The following is an 18,579-nucleotide window of genomic DNA, read 5'->3' as shown; positions in this document are numbered from 1 at the left end:
GTCACCCAGGGTATCGGCGGTGGCGGGGAGGCTGAACGCGAGACCTGCCAGGAAAAACATTTTTTTCAAGGGCATGTGACATTCCTTTGTGCTTGGAAACTGTTTTTATAGAGTTAAGAAAGCGGCGTTTATAGCTCGCTCATTTTTCAAAATCCGTCTAGCTGACGATATCGTTCCGGCTCCTCCGTAGTCGTAAATAAAAAGGCGCCGCCGCGCAGCCGCGCGGATAGACGCCTTTGTCCGGAAAAGTAGCCCCCTTGGCCCTCCCCAGCGTTGTTCAGCAAGACTTGTGCCATGCGGATCATCCGCGAAATAACAAATAAATTCGCAGAATGGCCGCTAGCCTTGCGCCAATCTGAGGCGGACGCACCATTTGCATGCAATGCCAAGTGTTCATGCGATGCATCCTGGCCTGTGCGATCACCATTTCCGATAAGGCAGGAACTTGCCATTCATGACGATCTTGACGCGATCCCCCTTGGGATCCGGCACCTTCTCGATCGCCATCTCAAAGTCAATGGCGCTCATGATGCCGTCACCGAATTTTTCATGGATCAGTTCCTTGATGGTCGTGCCGAAAACTTGCTGGATTTCATAAAAGCGATAGAGCAAGGGATCAGTGGGCACGGTCATGCCCAACGCGCCCTTGCTTGGATAGACCTGCAGCAGGGCGACCGCATCCGCATCGAGCTCCAGCAGCTCCCCGGCGGCTTTCGCCTCTTCGAGGCTCATGCTCATCTGGCCCAGCAGGGCCGCGGTTGTCCATACCTCACTGCGGCCTATCGCTTGGGCGATCTCGGCCCAGCTCAGTCCCTTGCGCAATTTAGCGGCAACAATCGTTTCGACCAGTGTGCTGCGGTTCATGCTTTTTCTCCTTGCTTGAAATGCCTTAGATCTTGTTCAGGCGGTAGACGGGTGCCTTTACCTCACGTTCGGGCTCCTCGTCCTCGAACAAACCCGGCACGACGATGGGTGGCTGCGCATCGCCTGCCGACATGGTCTCACGGCTGATCTGGCTGGAACGGCTGATCAGGAAATCGAGCAGGTGATTTCGAATCCGGTAGTACTGCGGATGCTTATGGATGTCATGCCGGGTACGCGTACGCGGCAAGGTATTCAGGACTATCTCCGCAATGCGGGCGCGCGGGCCGTTACTCATGAGGAAGATCTTGTCGGCCAGCAGGATGGCTTCGTCGACATCGTGCGTTATCATGAAAACGGTCTGCCCGGTGGCCGCGCAAATCTTCAGCAACTCTTCCTGGATCACCCCGCGCGTCAAGGCATCCAGAGCACCGAAAGGTTCATCCATCAGCAGCATCTTGGGCTGGATGGCGAAGGCTCGGGCGATGCCAACCCGCTGCTTCATGCCACCTGAAAGCTCCGCGGGCTTTTTGTGCTCGGCACCCTGGAGTCCCACCAGCTCAATGTATTGGCGGCAATGCTCCCGAATCTTCTGGTGACGCCATGCCGGCCAGCGGGACTTCACAGCGAATTCGAGATTACCCAGTACCGAGAGCCAGGGCAGCAAGGCGTGACTCTGAAAGATCACCCCGCGTTCCAGACTCGGCCCGGCAACCTCGCGCTCGTCCATGATCACCGTGCCGGCGCTGGCCTGATCAAGACCGGCGAGAATGTTCAGCACCGTGGACTTGCCACAGCCGGAATGGCCGAGCACGCAGACAAACTCTCCTTTACCGATGCGAAAATGCATGTCCTCAAAGACCACCAGCTTGTCGTTGCCGCGAGCAGCCGGGTACAGCTTGCTCAAACCTTCCACGCTCAGGAAATTTTCCTGCATGACACGCTCCTATTCGCGGTATGCCACTAATCTGCCCAGCCAGCCGAAGCCGGCGTCCAGGACCATGCCGACTATGCCGATCATGAGAATGGCGAAGATCACATTGCTCAGCGACAGGTTGTTCCACTCGTTCCAGACGAAGTAGCCGATGCCGGTCCCCCCTATCAGCATTTCCGCCGCCACGATCACCAGCCAGGCGATGCCCATGGAAATGCGCATTCCGGTGAGAATGGTTGGTGCCGCGGCTGGCAGCACCACCTGCAAGGCCTTGCGCAAGGGACTCACCTCCAGGGTCCTGGCGACGTTCAGCCAGTCCCGCTTCACCGAGGCCACGCCATAGACAGTGTTGATCAGCATGGGCCAGAGCGAGCAGATGAAGATCACAAAGATCGCGGAGGTCGATGAATCCTTGATGATGTAAAGAGCCAGGGGCATCCAGGCGAGCGGGGAAATCGGGCGCAACAACTGGACATAGGGATCCAGGGCCCGGGACACGACCGGCGACATACCGATCACGAAACCCAGCGGGATGGCAACCAGCGCTGCCAGCGCGAAGCCCAGCAGCACGCGCCCCAACGAATACGCCAGCTGGATGCCGATCCCCTTGTCATTGGGGCCGGCGTCATAGAAGGGATCAGAGAGTTGCTGCACAATGGTTTCCCAGATCATGCCGGGCGATGGCAGCCCTGAATCCGATTGGTTAGCAGAGCCCATGAGCGCCGCATATTCCGCGCTCACGCCAGCGTCCTCGGCCGCTTTTGGCAAGGTGGCGAGATGCCAGAAGCCGATCAGCAGGACAAACAATCCCAGGGACAGCAGCGCCGCGCGCAAGGCTTGTGTGTTATGCATTTTCAGGTTCTCCGGATCTTGAACGAATTGACATAGGCCACCGGGTTGGCCGGATCGAAAGATTTGCCCATGATCACGTACTTGCTGTAATTGCTGGCGGGCGCGGTATAGCCCATCTCCGCCATCCGCTTGCGGGCATCAGTGGCCAGAAAGACCTGTTCGGCAATCTGCCGGTAATTGACATCACCCTTGATGTAACCCCAACGCTTGAGCTGGGTCAGAATCCAGACCGCCATGGATTGGGCGGGAAAGGGTGCGAAGTCCACCCGGTCTGGCACGTTGCGCACATTGCCAAGCCCATCCGCGAAGCGCCCCGTCATGACCTGCTGCAGTACTGGCTTGGGCTGATTGAGATAGTTGGCCGGCGCGATCGCATCGATGATGGCGGGCCGGTTCTGCGGCTTGTGCGCGTACTCCGTGGCCGCCACGATGGACCGGAACAGGGCGGCAAAGGTATGTGGATTTTCTCGGGCGAAGGACTCGGACACGCCGAAGGCACAGCAGGGATGGCCATCCCAGATGTCCCGGGACAGGGTGTGGATGTAGGCCATTCCCTCATAAACCGCGCGCTGGTTGAAGGGCTCCGGCCCCAGAAAACCGTCGATGTTGCCGGCACGCAGATTGGCCACCATGTCCGGCGGCGGCAGAATGCGCAGTTCCACATCCTTGTCCGGATCGACGCCATGCTCCGCGAGATAGTAGCGGAGCAAGAGATTATGGATGGAATAATCAAAGGGAATGCCAAAACGCATGCCCTTCCACTGGCGCGGGTCCCGGCGGTCCTTGTGCTTGATGTGCATGGTTATTGCTTGGCCATTGATGTTCTCGATGGCGGCGACATCCACGGCCAGGGGTTTTGAGCCAAGGCCCATGCTCATTGCCAGCGGCATGGGTGAGAGCATGTGCGAAGCGTCGTATTCGTGATTGATGATCTTGTCGCGCACCACTGCCCAGCCGGCTGTCTTGATCAGAGAGACTTCAAGCCCCTGCTTGGCATAGAAACCCATGGGCCCGGCCATGATGATGGGGGTGGCACAGGTAATCGGCACGAAGCCGATTTTGAGCTGTTTCTTTTCCAGAGGCCCTTTGATCTCCTTGGCCAGGGCCTTGGCCGCGCCCAGGGGGAACAGGGTGGAAATAGCAGCCAATGCGGTACCTGCGCCAACGGTACTCAGGAAACGGCGCCTGGATACATCGGTAGGAAAAAAGGCCTGGACCACGGCCGTTTCCACCAGACGATCGGTCAGCGCCTCCTCACCCTGGGGATGCGGGCTTGCAGAGGCCTGGTCGTGCGCCGCCTGGCTGCGGTGACGACCGCAACTGCATCCGTGCCCCAGATGGCTGTCCGGATCGAATGGATTGTCAAAGATCGGCATATGGTGCTCTCCTGGTAGTAATTGCTGCCAATTATCATTGAGCAACATATATGCCAGGCTGAAATGTTTCGTGATGTGCTTGATAATCGCTTTCATCAGGTTGAATTTTTTCTGCATAGACTGCTGATGACGTGGATAACTGCCAGAATTTAGGAGTTTTGCACCATATCGGGGCGAACATTTCCGAAATGGTGCAACGAAGGAAAGATGCTGTTTACAGATTGTTAGCAATTTGTTCGATCGAAATGGCGTACTACCGGACAGGAGGCAACATGGCATCGACACATAAGTGCCCGCGCGCCACGCGGGAAGATCTAAGGGAAGAGGAGTTTCTGCTGCAACGGGAAATCGGCAAGCTGCTGAGCAAAAGCCTGGATCAGGATCTGGTCATCCGGGAGATGCTGCATCTGCTTTCCGAGTTGCTGGGACTGAATCGCGGACGCGTGGTGCTGCACGATCCCGGGCAAGGCGACTACTGCATCCAGTATGCCTATGGCCTGACCCGGGAAGAGGTGGCTCGCGGCCGTTATGCGGCGGGCGAGGGCGTGACCGGCCAGGTGATCCGCACCGGCGAGATCGCCATCGTGCAGGATATCGACGAAGCGCCCGGTTATTTGCAACGCGCCGTGGGCCGCGATCACTTGCCGCGCGAGACGGTATCCTATATTGCCGTGCCGCTGCTGCAGGAGGGCAGGATCATCGGCGCCTTGGGGGTGCACCGCCTGCGCCACCGCGCCAGGGCACTGGCCGATGACCTGCAGATCCTCAGGCTCGTATCCACCCTGGTCGCCCAGACCCTCCGGCTCAATCAGCTGGTGCGCGAGCAAACCGCGCGTCTGGAGCAGGAAAATCAGGCGCTTCGTCATGCACTCGAACGCCAGGCGCCGGGCCTGGGTGTCTATGGCATCGTCGGTGAATCCGCTGCACTGCACCGGGTTTTCAGGCATATCGAACAAGTTGCCGCCACGAATGCGACCGTCCTGCTGCTCGGCGAGTCCGGCACTGGCAAGGAGCTTTTCGCGCGCGCCCTGCACCTGATGAGTCCGCGCCGGGATGCCCCCTTCGTAAAGGTCAATTGCGGCGCGATTCCGGAGAACCTGTTCGAGTCAGAACTCTTTGGCTACGAGAAAGGCGCCTTCACCGGGGCGAACGCCAGCCGGCCCGGCCGCTTCGAACAGGCCAGTGGCGGCACAATCTTTCTCGACGAGATCGGCGATCTGCCGCTGCCGATGCAGGTCAAGTTGCTACGCACGCTGCAGGAACGAACGGTCGAGCGCATTGGTGGACGCAAGGAAATCGCCATTGATGTACGAATCGTCGCGGCCACCAACCTGGACTTGCAGGAAAGGATTCGTGAAGGTCGTTTCCGGCTCGACCTCTATTATCGGCTGAACGTCATCCCCATCCACCTGCCGGCCCTGCGCGATCGGCGCGAGGATATCCCTCCACTGGTTCGGTATCACCTGAACCAGATCAACCAAGCCTATCAACGCAATGTGAATCTCTCTCCGGAGGCCTTGCAACGACTTGTCGATTACCCCTGGCCAGGGAACATCCGGCAACTGCGCAATGTCCTGGAACGGCTCGCGGTCCTGGCCGAAGGCACACTGATCCAGCCGGCAGCCGTCGAGCAGGTGCTCGGCGGCGAATTTCGGACCAGCGTACTGGAGTCACCCGAGCCAAGCAGGGCAGCGTCCGAAACGGTACGAGACTACCAGCTGGTCCAGCAAAGCGACCGGGAACGGATCGAGAGGGCACTGGCGCAGACCCGCGGCAATAAATCGCGCGCAGCGCAGCTGCTGCACATGACCTTGCGCCAGTTCAACTACCGGATGAAATTGTTGAACATGTAAGGGGCGCCGTGCCAGCACCGCCCCCCTTTCAAATTGTGAACAATTTGTTCACCAGCAAGTGTCCGCGTACCAGACAATTCCAAATTTTCAGTTAATTTACAAACACTTGATTGCCATTTTCCGCCTTGGCATGTGAATTGCTCCTGGAGAGATGCCCTATCACGCATCCTTCGAGGAGAACACCCAATGTCAGAGTTGAACGTTTTAAGAAAGCACCTTGCGCTTACACCCATTGATGCCCAGGGGCTGCAAGCATTGTCCAGCAAGGGCAAGGCCAACCCGGCAGCCGTCGTTACCCTGAAGGCAAAAACCGTCTGCGAAGGGAAATTCCGCAATCTCACCTTCGTGCGCAACCTGCCCGCCCACATCATCGATGAGCCGCCGCACCTGCTCGGCGACGATACCGCGCCGAATCCCTCCGAAGCAGTACTGGCGGCCCTGGGTTCCTGCCTCTCGGTGGGGCTGCACGCGAACGCGGTGGCGCGCGGCATCGCCCTGTCCCGGCTGGAGCTGGAACTGGAGGGTGATATCAACGTAACCGCGGTCTGGGGCGTCGGGGATCTGTCCGACAAGCGGCTCGGCTTCACGGATATCCGGGTGCGGGTGCATCTGGAAGGTGATGCCTCCCGGGAGGAACTAGAGGATCTGGTGTCGCACGCCAATGCCTGGTCGCCAGTCGCCAACACGCTGCGTAACCCCGTCAGCGTGGAAGTGGGCCTCGCCTGACACCGGATAGCGAGAGCCAGGGAATGACTGGCTCTCCACCACGCAAGGAGAAAGTCATGTTAAGCGAAGCCACAAATGCCCCGTCATCCACACAGCCTTGGGCGAAGCCGAGGGCCAGCGACACGTCGATGTCCCTTGCCCGGCTCATCTCGGAGGAGCTGGCACCGCAGGTCATGGACATTGATCTCAAGGGGCATTATCCGGAGATCTTCCTGCGCCGGCTGGGCGAAACACAGGGCTTCGGTGGCGCTGTCTCGCCGGCATTCGGCGGAACCGGCGAAGGCCTCGGCAGCGTGATCGCCCAGATGGAGGCCGTGTCCGGGGAATGTCTCTCCACAGGTTTCCTGATCTGGTGCCAGAGCAGTTGCGTCTGGTATCTGGACAACAGTGACAACCCTTTTTTGAAACATGAAATCCTGCCCAAACTCTGCAAGGGTGCGCTGATCGGCGGCACCGCGCTGTCCAATCTGCTGAAATCCCGCTCCGGTATCGAGGCATTGCGGCTCAATGCCCGCGCCGTGCCCGGCGGGTACCGGATCAATGGCACGCTACCCTGGGTATCCAATATCGGCCGTGATCACGTCTTTGCCATCGCTGCAACCCTGGACGGCGGCAACACTACCCTGATGGGCCTGGTCAGGGGTGATGCAGAGGGGCTCACCCTGCGTCAGAATGCCCATTTCGTGGCGCTTGAAGGCACGGCCACCATGGCATGCCAGTTTCAGGACGTGTTCCTGCCGCAAGAGATGGTCATTTGCGAGCCTGAGCATTTCGAGGCCTATTTCAACCGCATTCGTGGCGGCCTCATTCTCGCCCAGATGGGCATGGGTCTTGGTTTGGCGAAGGCTTGCGTACAGCTCATGAAAGAGGCGAACACCAAGCTCTATCACGTGAACCGCTATCTCGACGATCAGGTGGAGGATATCGAGGCGGCACTGATCTTGGCCAGACAGCGCACCTATGCCCTGGCGCGCCAAATCGACCGGCAACGGGATGGCGGCGGGGTAATGGAAATCCTGGAGCTGCGCATCGCCGGATCGGAGCTCGCCCTGCGCGCCGCGCAGGCCGCCATGCTGCACATGGGCGCCAAGGGATACCTGTTGCGCAACCCCGCACAGCGCCGCCTGCGGGAAGCCTATTTCGTCGCCATCGTGTCACCCGCCCTCAAGCACCTCAAAAAGGAACTGCACGCGCTCACAGGCCAGGATCTGGCAAGCAGCGGGGTGGCATGATGAACAGCCCCGGTCAACTGGAAGCGCTTACGGTGCTGGGCAATGTCGAAGACACGATCCAGCGGCTGCAGGATGCTATCGCCGCCGTGCCCATGGGACTGGTCGCGCACATCAACGGACAAGCCAATGCCGCCAAGCGCGGCCTCATCGTCGCCCCGGATCAGATCCTCGAGGTATTCCGCCCGGATTTCGCAGTGCGTGTCTGGGCGGCCGAGAAATCGGCGGGTATCGACATCCCCTTGCGCATTCACGTCTATGCGGCGGAAGACGAGACGGTCGTCGCCTGGCGCTGGCCGTCGCGGGTCTTCGCGCCTTACGCCAATCCCGCACTGGATGCCCTCGCCGCGGAATTGGATGCCATCTTTCAGCAAATCATCGAAACGCTCACCGCGCGGAAGGAGATCTTATGAATGCAGCAGCCCAACAAACGAGTCCTACCACCCGTACATGGATCTGCGTTGTCTGCGATCTGGTCTATGACGAAGCGCTGGGCTGGCCCGAGGAAGGCATTCCGGCTGGCACGCGCTTCGAGGATCTGCCCGACGACTGGGCATGCCCGGACTGCGGAGTCGGCAAAAATGACTTCGAACTTTATCAGGGCTAGACCATGCATACGCGCCCCGTTGTGATCGTGGGCGGCGGGCTCGCCGCTTACACCGTGGCCAGGGAACTGCGCAAACTTGATCCAGTGCGCCCCGTGACGCTCGTCAGCGCGGACAGCGGGGATTACTACTCGAAACCCATGCTGTCCAATGCATTGGATCAGCGCATCACACCCGAGGCCCTGGTAAGGAATACCGCGCAGGAACAAGCGAAAGCCCTGAACATCAGGGTTCTGTCCCATTGTCAGGTGATCGCCATCGATCGCGGCGCCAAACGTCTGCTGACCAGTGCTGGCGCGCTTGATTATGGAGCGCTGGTGCTGGCTGTCGGCGCGGAAGCGGGGGGCGCGGATCAGGCCGCTGCAGCCGGTAGCAGCGGTTTTGCCATCAACCATCTCGACGACTATCGCCGCTTTCGGGGCGCTCTCAGTCCGGGCAAACGCGTGCTGATCATAGGCGCCGGTCTGGTCGGCTGCGAATTCGCGAATGATCTGGCGGCAACGGGACATGCCGTTACCCTGCTGGAATCCGGCGAGCACATCCTCGGCAGACTGATCCCGACGCCCTTGGCGGAACATTTGCAAAAGGCCCTGCAAGGGGTCGGTGTGCGCATGCATTGCCGGACAAAGGTTCAGAGCATCAATCAAGTCGCGACCGGAATCGAGGTGGCGCTTGGCAGCGGCGAGCGGATCGAGGCCGACCTCTTGCTCTGGGCTACCGGCTTGCGCCCCAGGCTTGAACTGGCGCGCGATTGTGGCCTGGAAACGGGTAAGGGGATCCGGGTGAACCGTTTCCTGGCCACCGAGGATCCGCAAATCTTTGCGCTGGGTGACTGCGCCGAGGTCGACGGCCAGGTACTGCCATTTGTCCTGCCGTTGATGCATCAGGCACGCGCGCTCGCAGCCACCCTGAGCGGCACACCCCGCGCCCTGAGCCTGCCAGCCCTGCCCATCATCCTGAAAACCCCCGCTTGTCCGATCGTGGTGGTTCCGCCCCTGACGGGCCAGAACGGGACCTGGCGGGCAATCGAAACCAACCCTGACGGCATGCGTTTTGATTTTGTCGATGCCCAGGGGCAACTGGTGGGTTTCGCGCTGTCCGGTAGGGCCTGCGAGGCAAAACGCCAGCTCGCGGCACGGATTCCGGCCTGGATGTAATCAGACCGCCGGACGTACGTGCCGCTGATAATCGAGCAGATCACGAAGATGGCGGAAGGGTCGGCGGCCTTGAATACGGCGAGCCCGATGAGCAGCCAGGTCCTGCCCGGCAGGATTCAGGCATGCACCTTGAAGCTTCTGGCGTAAGCCGCCGCCTGGTTCGGATCGAAGATCTTGCCGTCAAAGAGCTTTTCGGTCTTCAAGGGACTGGAAGGCACGGGGATGTTGAGGCTGCGCGCCACCTCCGTATAGAGCGCAACCTGATTGACCTGGCGCGCCACGGCGAGATAGTCGATGTCCTGCTTCAAAAGTCCCCAGCGGCGGAACTGGGTCAGGAACCAGACGCCATGCGAGAGGTAGGGGAAATTCACCTGGCCGTCCTGATAGAACTTCATGGTGTTAGGGTCCGTCCACTTCTGCCCGAGCCCATTCTCATAGACGCCGAGCATACGGCCCTCGACCACCGGTACCGGGGCATTGACGTAGGCCTTGCTGGCAATGATCTTCGCCACCTTGCCGCGATTTGCCGTGGCATCGATGTATCTGGAGGCCTCCAGCACCGCCCGCATCATCGCCCGGCTGGTATTGGGATACTGCTGCACGAAGGCGAGGGTGGTGCCGAGCACCTTCTCGGGATGATCCTTCCAGATGCTTTGCGTCGTGGTGGCGGTAAAGCCGACACGGTCCTGGATGGCGCGCGCATTCCAGGGCTCGCCCACGCAGAAGCCATCCATGTTGCCGACGCGCATATTGGCTACCATCTGCGGCGGCGGCACGGTGATGGTCTTGACCTCGCTGAAGGGATTGATGCCGTAGGCCGCCAGCCAGTAGTACAGCCACATGGCATGGGTGCCGGTGGGGAAGGTCTGGGCGAAGGTGTAATCGCGGGATTCTTTTTTGATCAAGGCTGCGAGCTGCTGGCCGTTGGTCACACCCTTTTCGCGCAGCTGCTGCGACAGCGTGATGGCCTGGCCGTTGTGATTCAGGCCCATCAGCACTGCCATGTCCTTCTTCTGGCCACCGATGCCGAGCTGCAGGCCATAGACCAGGCCATAGAGCACATGCGCGGCATCGATCTGGCCCAGCACCAGCTTGTCGCGCATCGCCGCCCAACTCGCTTCCTTGGAGGCGCTCAGTTTGAGGCCGTATTTTCTGTCCAGGCCCAGTTCATGGGCCATGACCACGCTGGCGCAGTCGGTCAGGGGAATGAAGCCGACCGTGATGTTGGGCTTTTCCGGGGCATCCGAACCCGCCGCCCAGGCATTGCTACGCACTGCTGGGGGCACCAGAGTCAGGATGTCCGCCGCACCCACCAGACTGCTGCCGCGCTTCATGGAATCGCGCCGGTTCATTGCATCCTGTTCCAACTGCTCCTGTTTGGTTTCATCCATGCCCAGCTTCTCCCGTCGAATTTCGCACAAAAAAGCGTCCACCCGGCAAATACCGGGAGGACGCCTTTGTCCTTTTTCATTTGGCAGGCCGGCTTTGGCCCGTCAATCAGCTATCAGCAAAGGTCGTGCCAGGCATAAATAGCAAGCAAAACGAAGGAAAGATGGCTTGGAAAAGGGATTACGCACGAAAATGAGACGATGGCGGCCAGCGTTGCACCAATGCGGGGCAGCTCAGCAGCTTCTGGCGCGGCTGTCCTGAACCGTGCCGGCATATGCCTCAAAGCGGCCGGGACCGGCGGCCTTGGCGCGATACATGGCCTGGTCGGCGCACTGGATCAGGGCTTCGGGGTCTGCGCCATCATCGGGAAAACAACTGATGCCGATGGATGGCGTACTACCAAGCGCCTTGCCCTCCAGGATACAGGGGCAGGACAGTTCCCGGATGAGTTTTTGCGCTACCAAGGCAGCATCTTCGGGCCGGGTCAGCTCATCGAGCAGGACGATGAACTCATCGCCGCCGAGCCGGCTGACGGTATCGGCGGCACGCAAGGCACCAGTAAGACGCAGGGCGACCTGTTGCAGGAAGAGGTCACCCACGGCATGGCCATGCTGGTCATTGATGGTCTTGAAGCCATCGAGATCGATGAAGAGCACCGCGAAAGTCCCACGCCGGCGCACGGCGCGCGCCAGGGCCTGTTGCAGGCGATCATACAGCAGTACCCGGTTGGGCAGGCCGGTCAGGGCATCATGCTGGGCCAGAAAAAGGATGCGTTCCTCGGCAGCCTTGCGCTCGGTGACATCCTGATGCACGCCGGTCATGCGCAAGGGAAGGCCCGCCGCATCGCGGGCAGTGATCCGGCCACGGTCCTGAATCCAGCGCCACTCCCCGGACTTTTCCAGCAGGCGGTATTCCGCCTCGTAGCAAGGACTATCTCCACGTAGATGAGCCTCCACCTCCTCAAGCACCCGTGGCAGGTCCTCGGGGTGGATGAAACCGTGCCAGGTCTGGTCATGCAGGACCGATTCGTCCGGGCCGTAACCAAGAATGCCGCTCCAGTCCTGGCTGACAAAGACCTTGCCGCTCTCGATGTCCCAGTCCCACATCCCCAGCCGCGCCGCCTCCAAGGCCAGGCTCAGGCGCTCGGCATTTTCCTCACGCGTGGATATCAGATCGGGAGAGCCGGGAGTGGGGCGGGATGAGGACATGGCAGTTCCAATCAGCAAACAAAAGCACGACCAAAGTCGGATATACACCAATATTAGCCGAGCAATTTGCAAAATGCCAAGAAACGTTTGATTTCAACCCCGCAGAATGAGCAGATAGAGCAAAAGGGCGCAAATGAGCGCGAGCATCAGGCTCAGACCCCGCCAAAATACCGCCGGATCACGCTTGAGCAGGGGTTCGCTACGCACCGGCGGCAGCGGACTCTGCATACCTCGCGCCAGTGCCAGGGCAAATTCCTCACTGGTCTCGAAGCGATCCGCCGGATCGCGGGCACAGGCGCGCAGCAGCACCTGATCCAGCCAGGCCGGAATCTCGGGGCGAAAGCGGGAGGCAGGGGTGGGTTCGCGAAAGTTCGGGTGCTGGAAGGGCTCGATCTCGCCATAGGGATAGCGGCGGGTCAGCAGATGATAGAGCGTCACACCCACGGCATAGAGATCACCGGCCACGCTGGCCGGACTGCCGCTGAAGCGCTCCGGCGCCATGTAGCTCGGCGTCCCGGGATTGGCAGAGGCTTCGCCCAGCACAGCGCTGCGCGCCACGCCCAGATCCAGAATCCGAAGCTGGCCTTCCTCGCTCAGGAGCAGGTTCTCGGGCTTGATGTCGCGGTGCAGCACCTCCAGCCGGTGCAGGGCACCCAATCCGCTCAGGAGCTGACGGCCGAGCTCGATCACCTCGGGTATCCCGAAGTGCTGGCCGGCATCGAGCCGCTCGGCCAGGGTGCTGCCGGGATGCTGTGCCATGACGTAATAGAGCGCGCTGCGCCGGGCGGGATCGACCGGCAGGACCTGCGCGACATGCGGACTCAGCACCCGTTTGCCGAGCCATTCCTCGCGCAGAAAGCCTTCACGGGTCTGCGGGTCTTCCGCGCGCAGGGGGCTCGGCGCCTTGAGCAGCACCTGACGCCGGCTCTGGCGGTCGCGGGCCTGATAGATCCAGGCCATGTTGCCGCGATGCAGCACCGTCTCGATCTCGAAGTCATCCAGCACCTGGCCCGGTTTGAGCGCGGGGGGCAGGGGCAATTCGCGGGTCTCGCCCCAGAGATCATCCAGACCCTCGGCCGGCAGCGACGCCACCCGTACTACCACGGCGGTGGCATTGTCCTGGCCGCCGGCATTCAGGGCGGCGCGCACCAGGGCACGCGCCAGTCCCTCAGGCTCCTCATGCAGCAGGAGCAACTGATGCATCTCCAAGTCCGTCAGTGCCCCCCAGACGCCATCGGAGAGGATGAGAAAGCGATCACCCTCGGCCAGATCACCCTCGCGGTAATCCAGCGGCAGATGGCTTTCCAGGCCCACCGCCCGGGTCAGCACATGGCGCAGATCCGGGCGGTCCCAGACGTGGTCCGTGGTCAGGGTTTCGAACTGCTCGCCGCGCAGCCGGTAGATACGCGAATCACCGACGTGAGCGACATGAAAGCGCCGGCCCTTGAGCACCAGGGCGCTCAGGGTACAGGCCATGCCGGCCAGCTCGCGGCGTTTGCGCCCTTCGGCATGCACCCAGGCGTTCACCGCTTCCAGCACTGCCTGCAAAGAGCGGCTCACCGGCCAGGTATCGGGCGTGGCATAATAATCCGCCATCAGCCCACGCACTGTATAGCGCGCCGCCTCCAGGCCGCCAGCCGCCCCACCGACCCCATCGGCCACCGCCAGCAGCGCGCCCTTGGCCGCGAGTACCGCGCCCTCGGGCGTCACCACCCCGAAGCGGTCCTCGTTGCGCGGCCGCGGGCCTGCTTCGCTATGCTGCCCAACCTGGATTTGCAGTTTGCTCAAGCCTCAGACCCGCGCCGCGATCACCGCGCCCCAGGTGGTACGCCAGCGTCGTTTGACGGCGGACAAACCGATCAGGGCAACCACGGCCAGGGCCGCGAAGATCAGAAAGCCGGTCTGATAAGTCCCGGTCCACTGCTTGGAAAGCCCCAGGCTGGAGGCGAGATAGAACCCGCCGAGGCCGCCAGCCATGCCCACCAGTCCGGTCATGACGCCGATCTCGCGGCCAAAGCGCTGCGGCACCAGCTGAAACACCGCGCCATTGCCCATGCCAAGCGCCAGCATGGCCATCACGAAGGCGGCCAGGGCCAGCCAGCGGCTGGGCAGGCCGATGCTGACCAGGGCCAGGACCAGGCCTGCGACGATATACACGAAGCTCAGCGCGCGCACGCCGCCGATGCGATCCGCCACCGCGCCGCCCACCGGGCGCACCAGCGATCCGGCAAAGACGCAGGCTGCCGTGAAGTAGCCCGCCGTCACCGGGTCCAGGCCGTACTGATCATTGAAGTAGATCACCAGACTTGAGGCGAGCCCGACGAACCCGCCAAAGGTGACACTGTAAAACAGCATGAACCACCAGGCATCCTTGTCCTTGAGCACCGAGAGATACTGGCTGAGCCGCTGCGGCGCCGGCTTGTTGGGGCTGTCCTGGGCGAGCAGGCTGAACACCAGCAAGGTCAGGATCAGGGGAATCGCCGCCAGCCCGAATACCGCGTTCCAGCCAAAGGCCTTGGCCAGCCCCGGCGCGAACAGGCTGGCCAGCACCGTACCGGAATTGCCCGCGCCGGCAATACCCAGGGCCGTGCCCTGATACTCCGGCGGATACCAGCGCGAAGCCAGCGGCAGGGCGACGGCGAAACTCGCCCCGGCCACCCCGAGCAGCACGCCGATGGCCAGCACCTGACTGTAATTGTGCAGCCCAAACATCCAGGCCCCAAGCAATCCGGCGATTACGATCAACTGGCCGAGCTGGCCCGTCCGTTTGGGACCGAAATGATCCACCAGCAGGCCCATGACCACCCGCAGAAAGGCCCCGGCCAGCACCGGTGTCGCCACCATGAAGCCCTTTTGCGCCGGGCTCAGGCCCAGATCGCCGGCAATCTGCACCGCCAGCGGCCCAAGCAGCACCCAGACCATGAAACTCAGATCAAAGTACAAAAAGGCGGAAAAAAGCGTTGGCGTATGTCCTGATTTCAAAAACTCACGGTTCATGATGGTCTCCTGAACACAAAAAAACGCCAATCCGAACATTCGGATTGGCGTCATTGCCTGGATGTCCACGCGCCTTTGCGCGGACCTTCCCGATCGGCAGACCATCATGGCCTGCCGCTGAAATCTCAGCCCTTCAATTCCTGGGCGAGGATGATGGCCTCCGCCACATCCACCAGCCGCTTGCTGCGATCCATCGCCATCTTGCGCATGCGCTGATAGGCGTCCGGTTCACTGAAACCATGTTCCTGCATGAGGATGCCCTTGGCCCGGTCGATGGTCTTGCGCTCGGCCAGTTGCGTCTTCGCTTCCTTGAGTTCATCGCGCAAGCGCTTGTACTCGGCAAAGCGGGCCGTGGCCACGCGCAGGATGGGCGCCAGATCCTCGGCCTGGATGGCGTGACTCACATAGGCGCTCACCCCGGCGCGCATCGCCTCGCGGATGCTGCCCTGATCGTCCTGGCCGCCCAGCACCACCACCGGGCGCTCCAGCTCCGAGGACATGACGCTGATCTGCTCCAGTGTGTCGCGCCCCGGCGCATTGGTATCGACGATGATCACGTCCGGATGCAATCGTTGCAGCCGCGCGGCATCGACATCCACCCAGGCCAGCACATCCAAGACCTCATAGCCCGCCAGCTCCAGGCTGGCCCGGAGCCAGGCCGCCCGTTCGCGCGCGTCGTCGATGATGAGAATGCGATCCACCCAAGCTCCTGTTTCCGGCTATCGGTCTTCCATAGCAAGGATCGGGCCAGGGTGTTTTTTCTACATCGCCACAACTGCATGCACCATCATGGTGCATCAAGCAAGTCAATCTCAAGCCGGCCAGCAAGAACGCACCAATCAAGAGCAGGTGCACAGTTTTGCTCGCTCGGCCCGAGACATGCCGGATTCAGGGCTCTAGCTCGATCCTGCGGAATTCTGCTTGGCATCGACCCGGATCTGCCCGGCCATTGCTTCGAGATCCAGCAGACTGCAACTGGTCTTGCGCGAGCCGAGGCAATCCGCACTGCCGGGTTGATATTCGAAAGCGCATGAAAGTGATTGCAGCATCTGCCAGTCAGCTTCGGCGTAAGCGTGTCGTGGCAGATTCGGGGGATAATAAACACAGCCCCAGCAAAGACTGTCAGCTTCTTCTTCGGGCATAAGACACCTCCTGTAGAATGAATGTTCGTTCTAACTCGTGCTCAAAAAATCAGCGCGATACTCCACGCCAGGCGCAGCGCCAGACTTCTTCCAGATAATGCGACAAGGGCTTCGGCAGAATGCCATCCAGATGAAGATTGACCATGCGTATAGGCCCACCGAACAGGCAGGTTGCAGCCACGAGCGGGTCATTCGGGTACAGTTCTCCATTCCGGATCCCTTCTGTAACGATTTCGCGCATGATCCCGAAAGGCCTGGAAGAACAAACCGGGGGCTCATCCGGCATGAACTCCCGATGTTTGGCAGATAGCATGAACGCCATCTTGTGGGGGCTGTCCAGGGCAAGTTCAAAAAGCAACTCCACGATGGCCCGGCTTCGGTCATGCGTGTTCTCGTGGCGGTCCACGATGCCGGTCAGCACGCTTTCCATCTCATCGAGGAGAGAGTGATGGAGTGCTCGGGCAATTCCCTCCTTGTCCTGAAAATGATGATAGATCGAACCTATGCTTACCGTGGATGCACGGGCGATGTCGTGAACCGAGGTATTGAAATAGCCCTGTTCGGTGAACAGGCTGAGTGCGCTTTCCAGCACGTGTTGTCGCGCACTCCCCTGGGGACGCGTGATGGTCTTCTGCATTGAACAATCCATCCCTAGAACGGCCGTTCTAATCGAACCTAGCCCCCTTGCGGATTTCTGTCAAGGGGATCGTCCATCACCATGCCCGCCAGCTTCATTCACCTTGATACAATCGGCTGACCACCCTCTGGCAGGAATTTGCGCTCGAGCGGTACAGTTTTTGGCATGGCATAAAAGCAGAAGCCCAAGGAACCTGATTTGGCGACGTACATGGCTTCGTCGGCCCGACGCAGCAGCGTCTCCCGGTCTTCGGCATCATGCGGAAAGAGGCTGACCCCGATGCTGGCAGTCACCTGGAATGACTGGCCTTCATGGTGGATTTCGCGGCTGATGGTGCGTAGCAACTTGCGGGCGATCCGGAGACAATCGGCAACGTTGTGAATGCCCACGGCTATGAGCACGAACTCGTCACCACCCAGCCGCGCGATGGTGTCGCCCTCGCGCAGAATATCCTGCAGCCGCCGCGCCACGGTCTGCAGCACCAGGTCGCCGCAGGCGTGGCCAAACTGGTCGTTGATGGGCTTGAAGCCATCCAGGTCGAGAAAGAACAGGCCCAGGCAGTAACCATTGCGCCGCGCATGATGAATCTCCTGCTCCAGACGGTCTTCGAAGAGCAGGCGATTGGGGAGCTGCGTGAGGGGATCCTGATAGGCGATGCGCGTCAGTTCTTCCTCCTGCAGATGCTGCTGGCTCAGATCACGCAGGCTGGCGACGTAATGCTGCGCAGTGACTGCATTGAGAGAGATGTCGACTGGCAGCAGATCACCATTGGCCCGGCGAAGATAAAAGGGATAGTAAGGCGCGGCAAGCAGGTCACGCAGCAGGCAATTCCGCAGTTGCTCAGGTGACCGCTCGAACAATTGCGCGGCCACCGCGTTTGCCGAGAGCACACGGCCGGCGCCATCGAGCGTGAGCACCCCGGTTTCGATGTTGTCGAGTACCGCCCGCAGCAGGGCCTTGTTGTCGCGCGTGGTCCGCACCTCGCAACGCAGGGCGTGCAGGATGCCGCCGAAGAGCAGCAGGGAGAGCGCCAGGGCGACCTGCTGCACGGTTTGCAAAAGCTGCAGGCGGGTTTCCGCCTGCTCTTCGAGCAGTTGCGTGAGCTGGTTCATGCGCGCCAGCAGCGCCGTGTTCTGCGCTTGCGAATTCAGTGCCATTTGCCGGATGGCGGCCGGCTCCGCCAGGGCGGCTTTCAGCATGCGACTATAGGCCTGCCAGTCCAGCGCGCTATCGCGCAGTAGACCCTGGATGCGCTCGCCGCGCAGGGCGTCGATACGCCGCAAACTGCCTGTCGCATCGTGCACCAGGCCGCCCTGGCGGAAAGCAGTCAGCGTTTCGTCGAACAGTTGCAGGGATTGCATCAGGCTTGCCCGGTGTCCAGCCGCCCTGAAAACCGGATCGGCCTGCAACAGCAACAACTCCTTGGCCATGCGCTGACTCAGCATGCGCTGGCGTCCGGCGATATTGATCTCCAGGGCATCCTGATGCATGCCCTGGGACATCAGCACATTGAGCCCCATTACCCCCAGCACCAGCAGCAGGAAGGCGCCCGTGGGCAAGATGACCGGGTGAACATGACGAGTAAGCATGCCGGATCCCCCTTATGCCAGCAT

18 protein-coding genes are annotated in these 18,579 nt (G+C 61.0%); 6 read left to right on the top strand and 12 right to left on the bottom strand.

Annotated elements, in window-relative coordinates:
- Nucleotides 1-420 precede the first annotated feature (420 nt).
- Genes cynS through WOB96_RS07790 form a run of 4 tightly spaced genes read right to left on the bottom strand, consistent with a single transcriptional unit; the run spans nt 421 to nt 4,023 of the window.
- The gene (gene cynS, locus WOB96_RS07805) at nt 421-864 is read right to left on the bottom strand and encodes a cyanase (RefSeq protein WP_341370723.1); all 444 of its coding nucleotides are present in this window, start codon (nt 862-864) and stop codon (nt 421-423) included.
- Nucleotides 865-889: 25 nt separating this feature from the next.
- A complete protein-coding gene (locus tag WOB96_RS07800) occupies nt 890-1,798 on the bottom strand; it encodes an ABC transporter ATP-binding protein (protein ID WP_341370722.1) in 909 nt (302 codons plus the stop codon).
- 9 nt (nt 1,799-1,807) lie between these two features.
- Nucleotides 1,808-2,647, bottom strand: coding sequence for a nitrate ABC transporter permease (gene ntrB, locus WOB96_RS07795; protein ID WP_341370721.1), 840 nt, complete (start codon nt 2,645-2,647; stop codon nt 1,808-1,810).
- A gap of 2 nt (nt 2,648-2,649) precedes the next feature.
- Nucleotides 2,650-4,023 carry an ABC transporter substrate-binding protein gene (locus WOB96_RS07790; RefSeq protein ID WP_341370720.1) on the bottom strand — a complete coding sequence of 458 codons (1,374 nt, stop codon included), beginning with the start codon at nt 4,021-4,023 and terminating at the stop codon, nt 2,650-2,652.
- Nucleotides 4,024-4,295: 272 nt separating this feature from the next.
- On the opposite strand from WOB96_RS07790, the gene WOB96_RS07785 reads away from it, so the two are divergent.
- The 6 genes from WOB96_RS07785 (at nt 4,296) to WOB96_RS07760 (ending at nt 9,593) form a co-directional block, all read left to right on the top strand.
- Entirely contained in the window at nt 4,296-5,876 is a 1,581-nt protein-coding gene (locus tag WOB96_RS07785; protein WP_341370719.1) for a sigma-54 interaction domain-containing protein, read from the top strand.
- 186 nt (nt 5,877-6,062) lie between these two features.
- On the top strand, nt 6,063-6,602 hold the full coding sequence (locus WOB96_RS07780; protein WP_341370718.1) for an OsmC family protein: 540 nt from the start codon (nt 6,063-6,065) through the stop codon (nt 6,600-6,602).
- 56 nt (nt 6,603-6,658) lie between these two features.
- Nucleotides 6,659-7,834 carry an acyl-CoA dehydrogenase family protein gene (locus tag WOB96_RS07775; RefSeq protein WP_341370717.1) on the top strand — a complete coding sequence of 392 codons (1,176 nt, stop codon included), beginning with the start codon at nt 6,659-6,661 and terminating at the stop codon, nt 7,832-7,834.
- A complete protein-coding gene (locus tag WOB96_RS07770; protein WP_341370716.1) occupies nt 7,831-8,244 on the top strand; it encodes a DUF302 domain-containing protein in 414 nt (137 codons plus the stop codon). The genes WOB96_RS07775 and WOB96_RS07770 overlap by 4 nt, the downstream gene beginning before the upstream one ends.
- Nucleotides 8,241-8,438 carry a rubredoxin gene (locus WOB96_RS07765; RefSeq protein WP_341370715.1) on the top strand — a complete coding sequence of 66 codons (198 nt, stop codon included), beginning with the start codon at nt 8,241-8,243 and terminating at the stop codon, nt 8,436-8,438. The genes WOB96_RS07770 and WOB96_RS07765 overlap by 4 nt, the downstream gene beginning before the upstream one ends.
- Before the next feature lie 3 nt (nt 8,439-8,441).
- Complete coding sequence (locus WOB96_RS07760) at nt 8,442-9,593, top strand: FAD-dependent oxidoreductase (protein ID WP_341370714.1); 1,152 nt, start codon at nt 8,442-8,444, stop codon at nt 9,591-9,593.
- Between the two features lie 116 nt (nt 9,594-9,709).
- Here WOB96_RS07760 and WOB96_RS07755 read toward each other — a convergent pair whose 3' ends face one another.
- From WOB96_RS07755 to WOB96_RS07720, 8 genes are all read right to left on the bottom strand, one after another.
- Nucleotides 9,710-10,984: a CmpA/NrtA family ABC transporter substrate-binding protein gene (locus tag WOB96_RS07755; RefSeq protein WP_341370713.1), complete on the bottom strand. Its 1,275-nt coding sequence runs from the start codon at nt 10,982-10,984 to the stop codon at nt 9,710-9,712.
- 231 nt (nt 10,985-11,215) lie between these two features.
- Nucleotides 11,216-12,190 (bottom strand): diguanylate cyclase domain-containing protein, encoded by a 975-nt coding sequence (locus WOB96_RS07750; RefSeq protein WP_341370712.1) that lies wholly within the window; start codon nt 12,188-12,190, stop codon nt 11,216-11,218.
- A gap of 93 nt (nt 12,191-12,283) precedes the next feature.
- The gene (locus WOB96_RS07745) at nt 12,284-13,978 is read right to left on the bottom strand and encodes a bifunctional protein-serine/threonine kinase/phosphatase (protein ID WP_341370711.1); all 1,695 of its coding nucleotides are present in this window, start codon (nt 13,976-13,978) and stop codon (nt 12,284-12,286) included.
- Nucleotides 13,979-13,981: 3 nt separating this feature from the next.
- Complete coding sequence (locus WOB96_RS07740; RefSeq protein WP_341370710.1) at nt 13,982-15,187, bottom strand: nitrate/nitrite transporter; 1,206 nt, start codon at nt 15,185-15,187, stop codon at nt 13,982-13,984.
- Between the two features lie 125 nt (nt 15,188-15,312).
- Nucleotides 15,313-15,888 carry an ANTAR domain-containing response regulator gene (locus WOB96_RS07735; RefSeq protein ID WP_341370709.1) on the bottom strand — a complete coding sequence of 192 codons (576 nt, stop codon included), beginning with the start codon at nt 15,886-15,888 and terminating at the stop codon, nt 15,313-15,315.
- A gap of 195 nt (nt 15,889-16,083) precedes the next feature.
- Nucleotides 16,084-16,329 carry a hypothetical protein gene (locus WOB96_RS07730; RefSeq protein ID WP_341370708.1) on the bottom strand — a complete coding sequence of 82 codons (246 nt, stop codon included), beginning with the start codon at nt 16,327-16,329 and terminating at the stop codon, nt 16,084-16,086.
- A 49-nt stretch (nt 16,330-16,378) separates the two neighbouring features.
- Complete coding sequence (locus WOB96_RS07725) at nt 16,379-16,966, bottom strand: TetR/AcrR family transcriptional regulator (protein WP_341370707.1); 588 nt, start codon at nt 16,964-16,966, stop codon at nt 16,379-16,381.
- A 98-nt stretch (nt 16,967-17,064) separates the two neighbouring features.
- A complete protein-coding gene (locus WOB96_RS07720; protein ID WP_341370706.1) occupies nt 17,065-18,555 on the bottom strand; it encodes a diguanylate cyclase domain-containing protein in 1,491 nt (496 codons plus the stop codon).
- Between the last annotated feature and the right edge of the window lie 24 nt (nt 18,556-18,579).

Source organism: Thermithiobacillus plumbiphilus, from assembly GCF_038070005.1.
Taxonomy (GTDB): domain Bacteria; phylum Pseudomonadota; class Gammaproteobacteria; order Acidithiobacillales; family Thermithiobacillaceae; genus JBBPCO01.
The sequence above is the reverse complement of the archived record's forward strand: the minus strand, read 5'-3'. Positions and strand labels throughout refer to the sequence as shown.

Bases quoted from the DNA above. Each gene is read 5' to 3' on its own strand.
- WOB96_RS07730 (WP_341370708.1), bottom strand. From the start codon at position 16,329: ATGCCCGAAGAAGAAGCTGACAGTCTTTGCTGGGGCTGTGTTTATTAT.
- cynS (WP_341370723.1), bottom strand. From the start codon at position 864: ATGAACCGCAGCACACTGGTCGAAACGATTGTTGCCGCTAAATTGCGC.
- WOB96_RS07725 (WP_341370707.1), bottom strand. From the start codon at position 16,966: ATGCAGAAGACCATCACGCGTCCCCAGGGGAGTGCGCGACAACACGTG.
- WOB96_RS07755 (WP_341370713.1), bottom strand. From the start codon at position 10,984: ATGGATGAAACCAAACAGGAGCAGTTGGAACAGGATGCAATGAACCGG.
- WOB96_RS07790 (WP_341370720.1), bottom strand. From the start codon at position 4,023: ATGCCGATCTTTGACAATCCATTCGATCCGGACAGCCATCTGGGGCAC.
- WOB96_RS07765 (WP_341370715.1), top strand. From the start codon at position 8,241: ATGAATGCAGCAGCCCAACAAACGAGTCCTACCACCCGTACATGGATC.
- WOB96_RS07740 (WP_341370710.1), bottom strand. From the start codon at position 15,187: ATGAACCGTGAGTTTTTGAAATCAGGACATACGCCAACGCTTTTTTCC.
- WOB96_RS07760 (WP_341370714.1), top strand. From the start codon at position 8,442: ATGCATACGCGCCCCGTTGTGATCGTGGGCGGCGGGCTCGCCGCTTAC.
- WOB96_RS07780 (WP_341370718.1), top strand. From the start codon at position 6,063: ATGTCAGAGTTGAACGTTTTAAGAAAGCACCTTGCGCTTACACCCATT.
- WOB96_RS07720 (WP_341370706.1), bottom strand. From the start codon at position 18,555: ATGCTTACTCGTCATGTTCACCCGGTCATCTTGCCCACGGGCGCCTTC.
- ntrB (WP_341370721.1), bottom strand. From the start codon at position 2,647: ATGCATAACACACAAGCCTTGCGCGCGGCGCTGCTGTCCCTGGGATTG.
- WOB96_RS07770 (WP_341370716.1), top strand. From the start codon at position 7,831: ATGATGAACAGCCCCGGTCAACTGGAAGCGCTTACGGTGCTGGGCAAT.
- WOB96_RS07785 (WP_341370719.1), top strand. From the start codon at position 4,296: ATGGCATCGACACATAAGTGCCCGCGCGCCACGCGGGAAGATCTAAGG.
- WOB96_RS07750 (WP_341370712.1), bottom strand. From the start codon at position 12,190: ATGTCCTCATCCCGCCCCACTCCCGGCTCTCCCGATCTGATATCCACG.
- WOB96_RS07800 (WP_341370722.1), bottom strand. From the start codon at position 1,798: ATGCAGGAAAATTTCCTGAGCGTGGAAGGTTTGAGCAAGCTGTACCCG.
- WOB96_RS07775 (WP_341370717.1), top strand. From the start codon at position 6,659: ATGTTAAGCGAAGCCACAAATGCCCCGTCATCCACACAGCCTTGGGCG.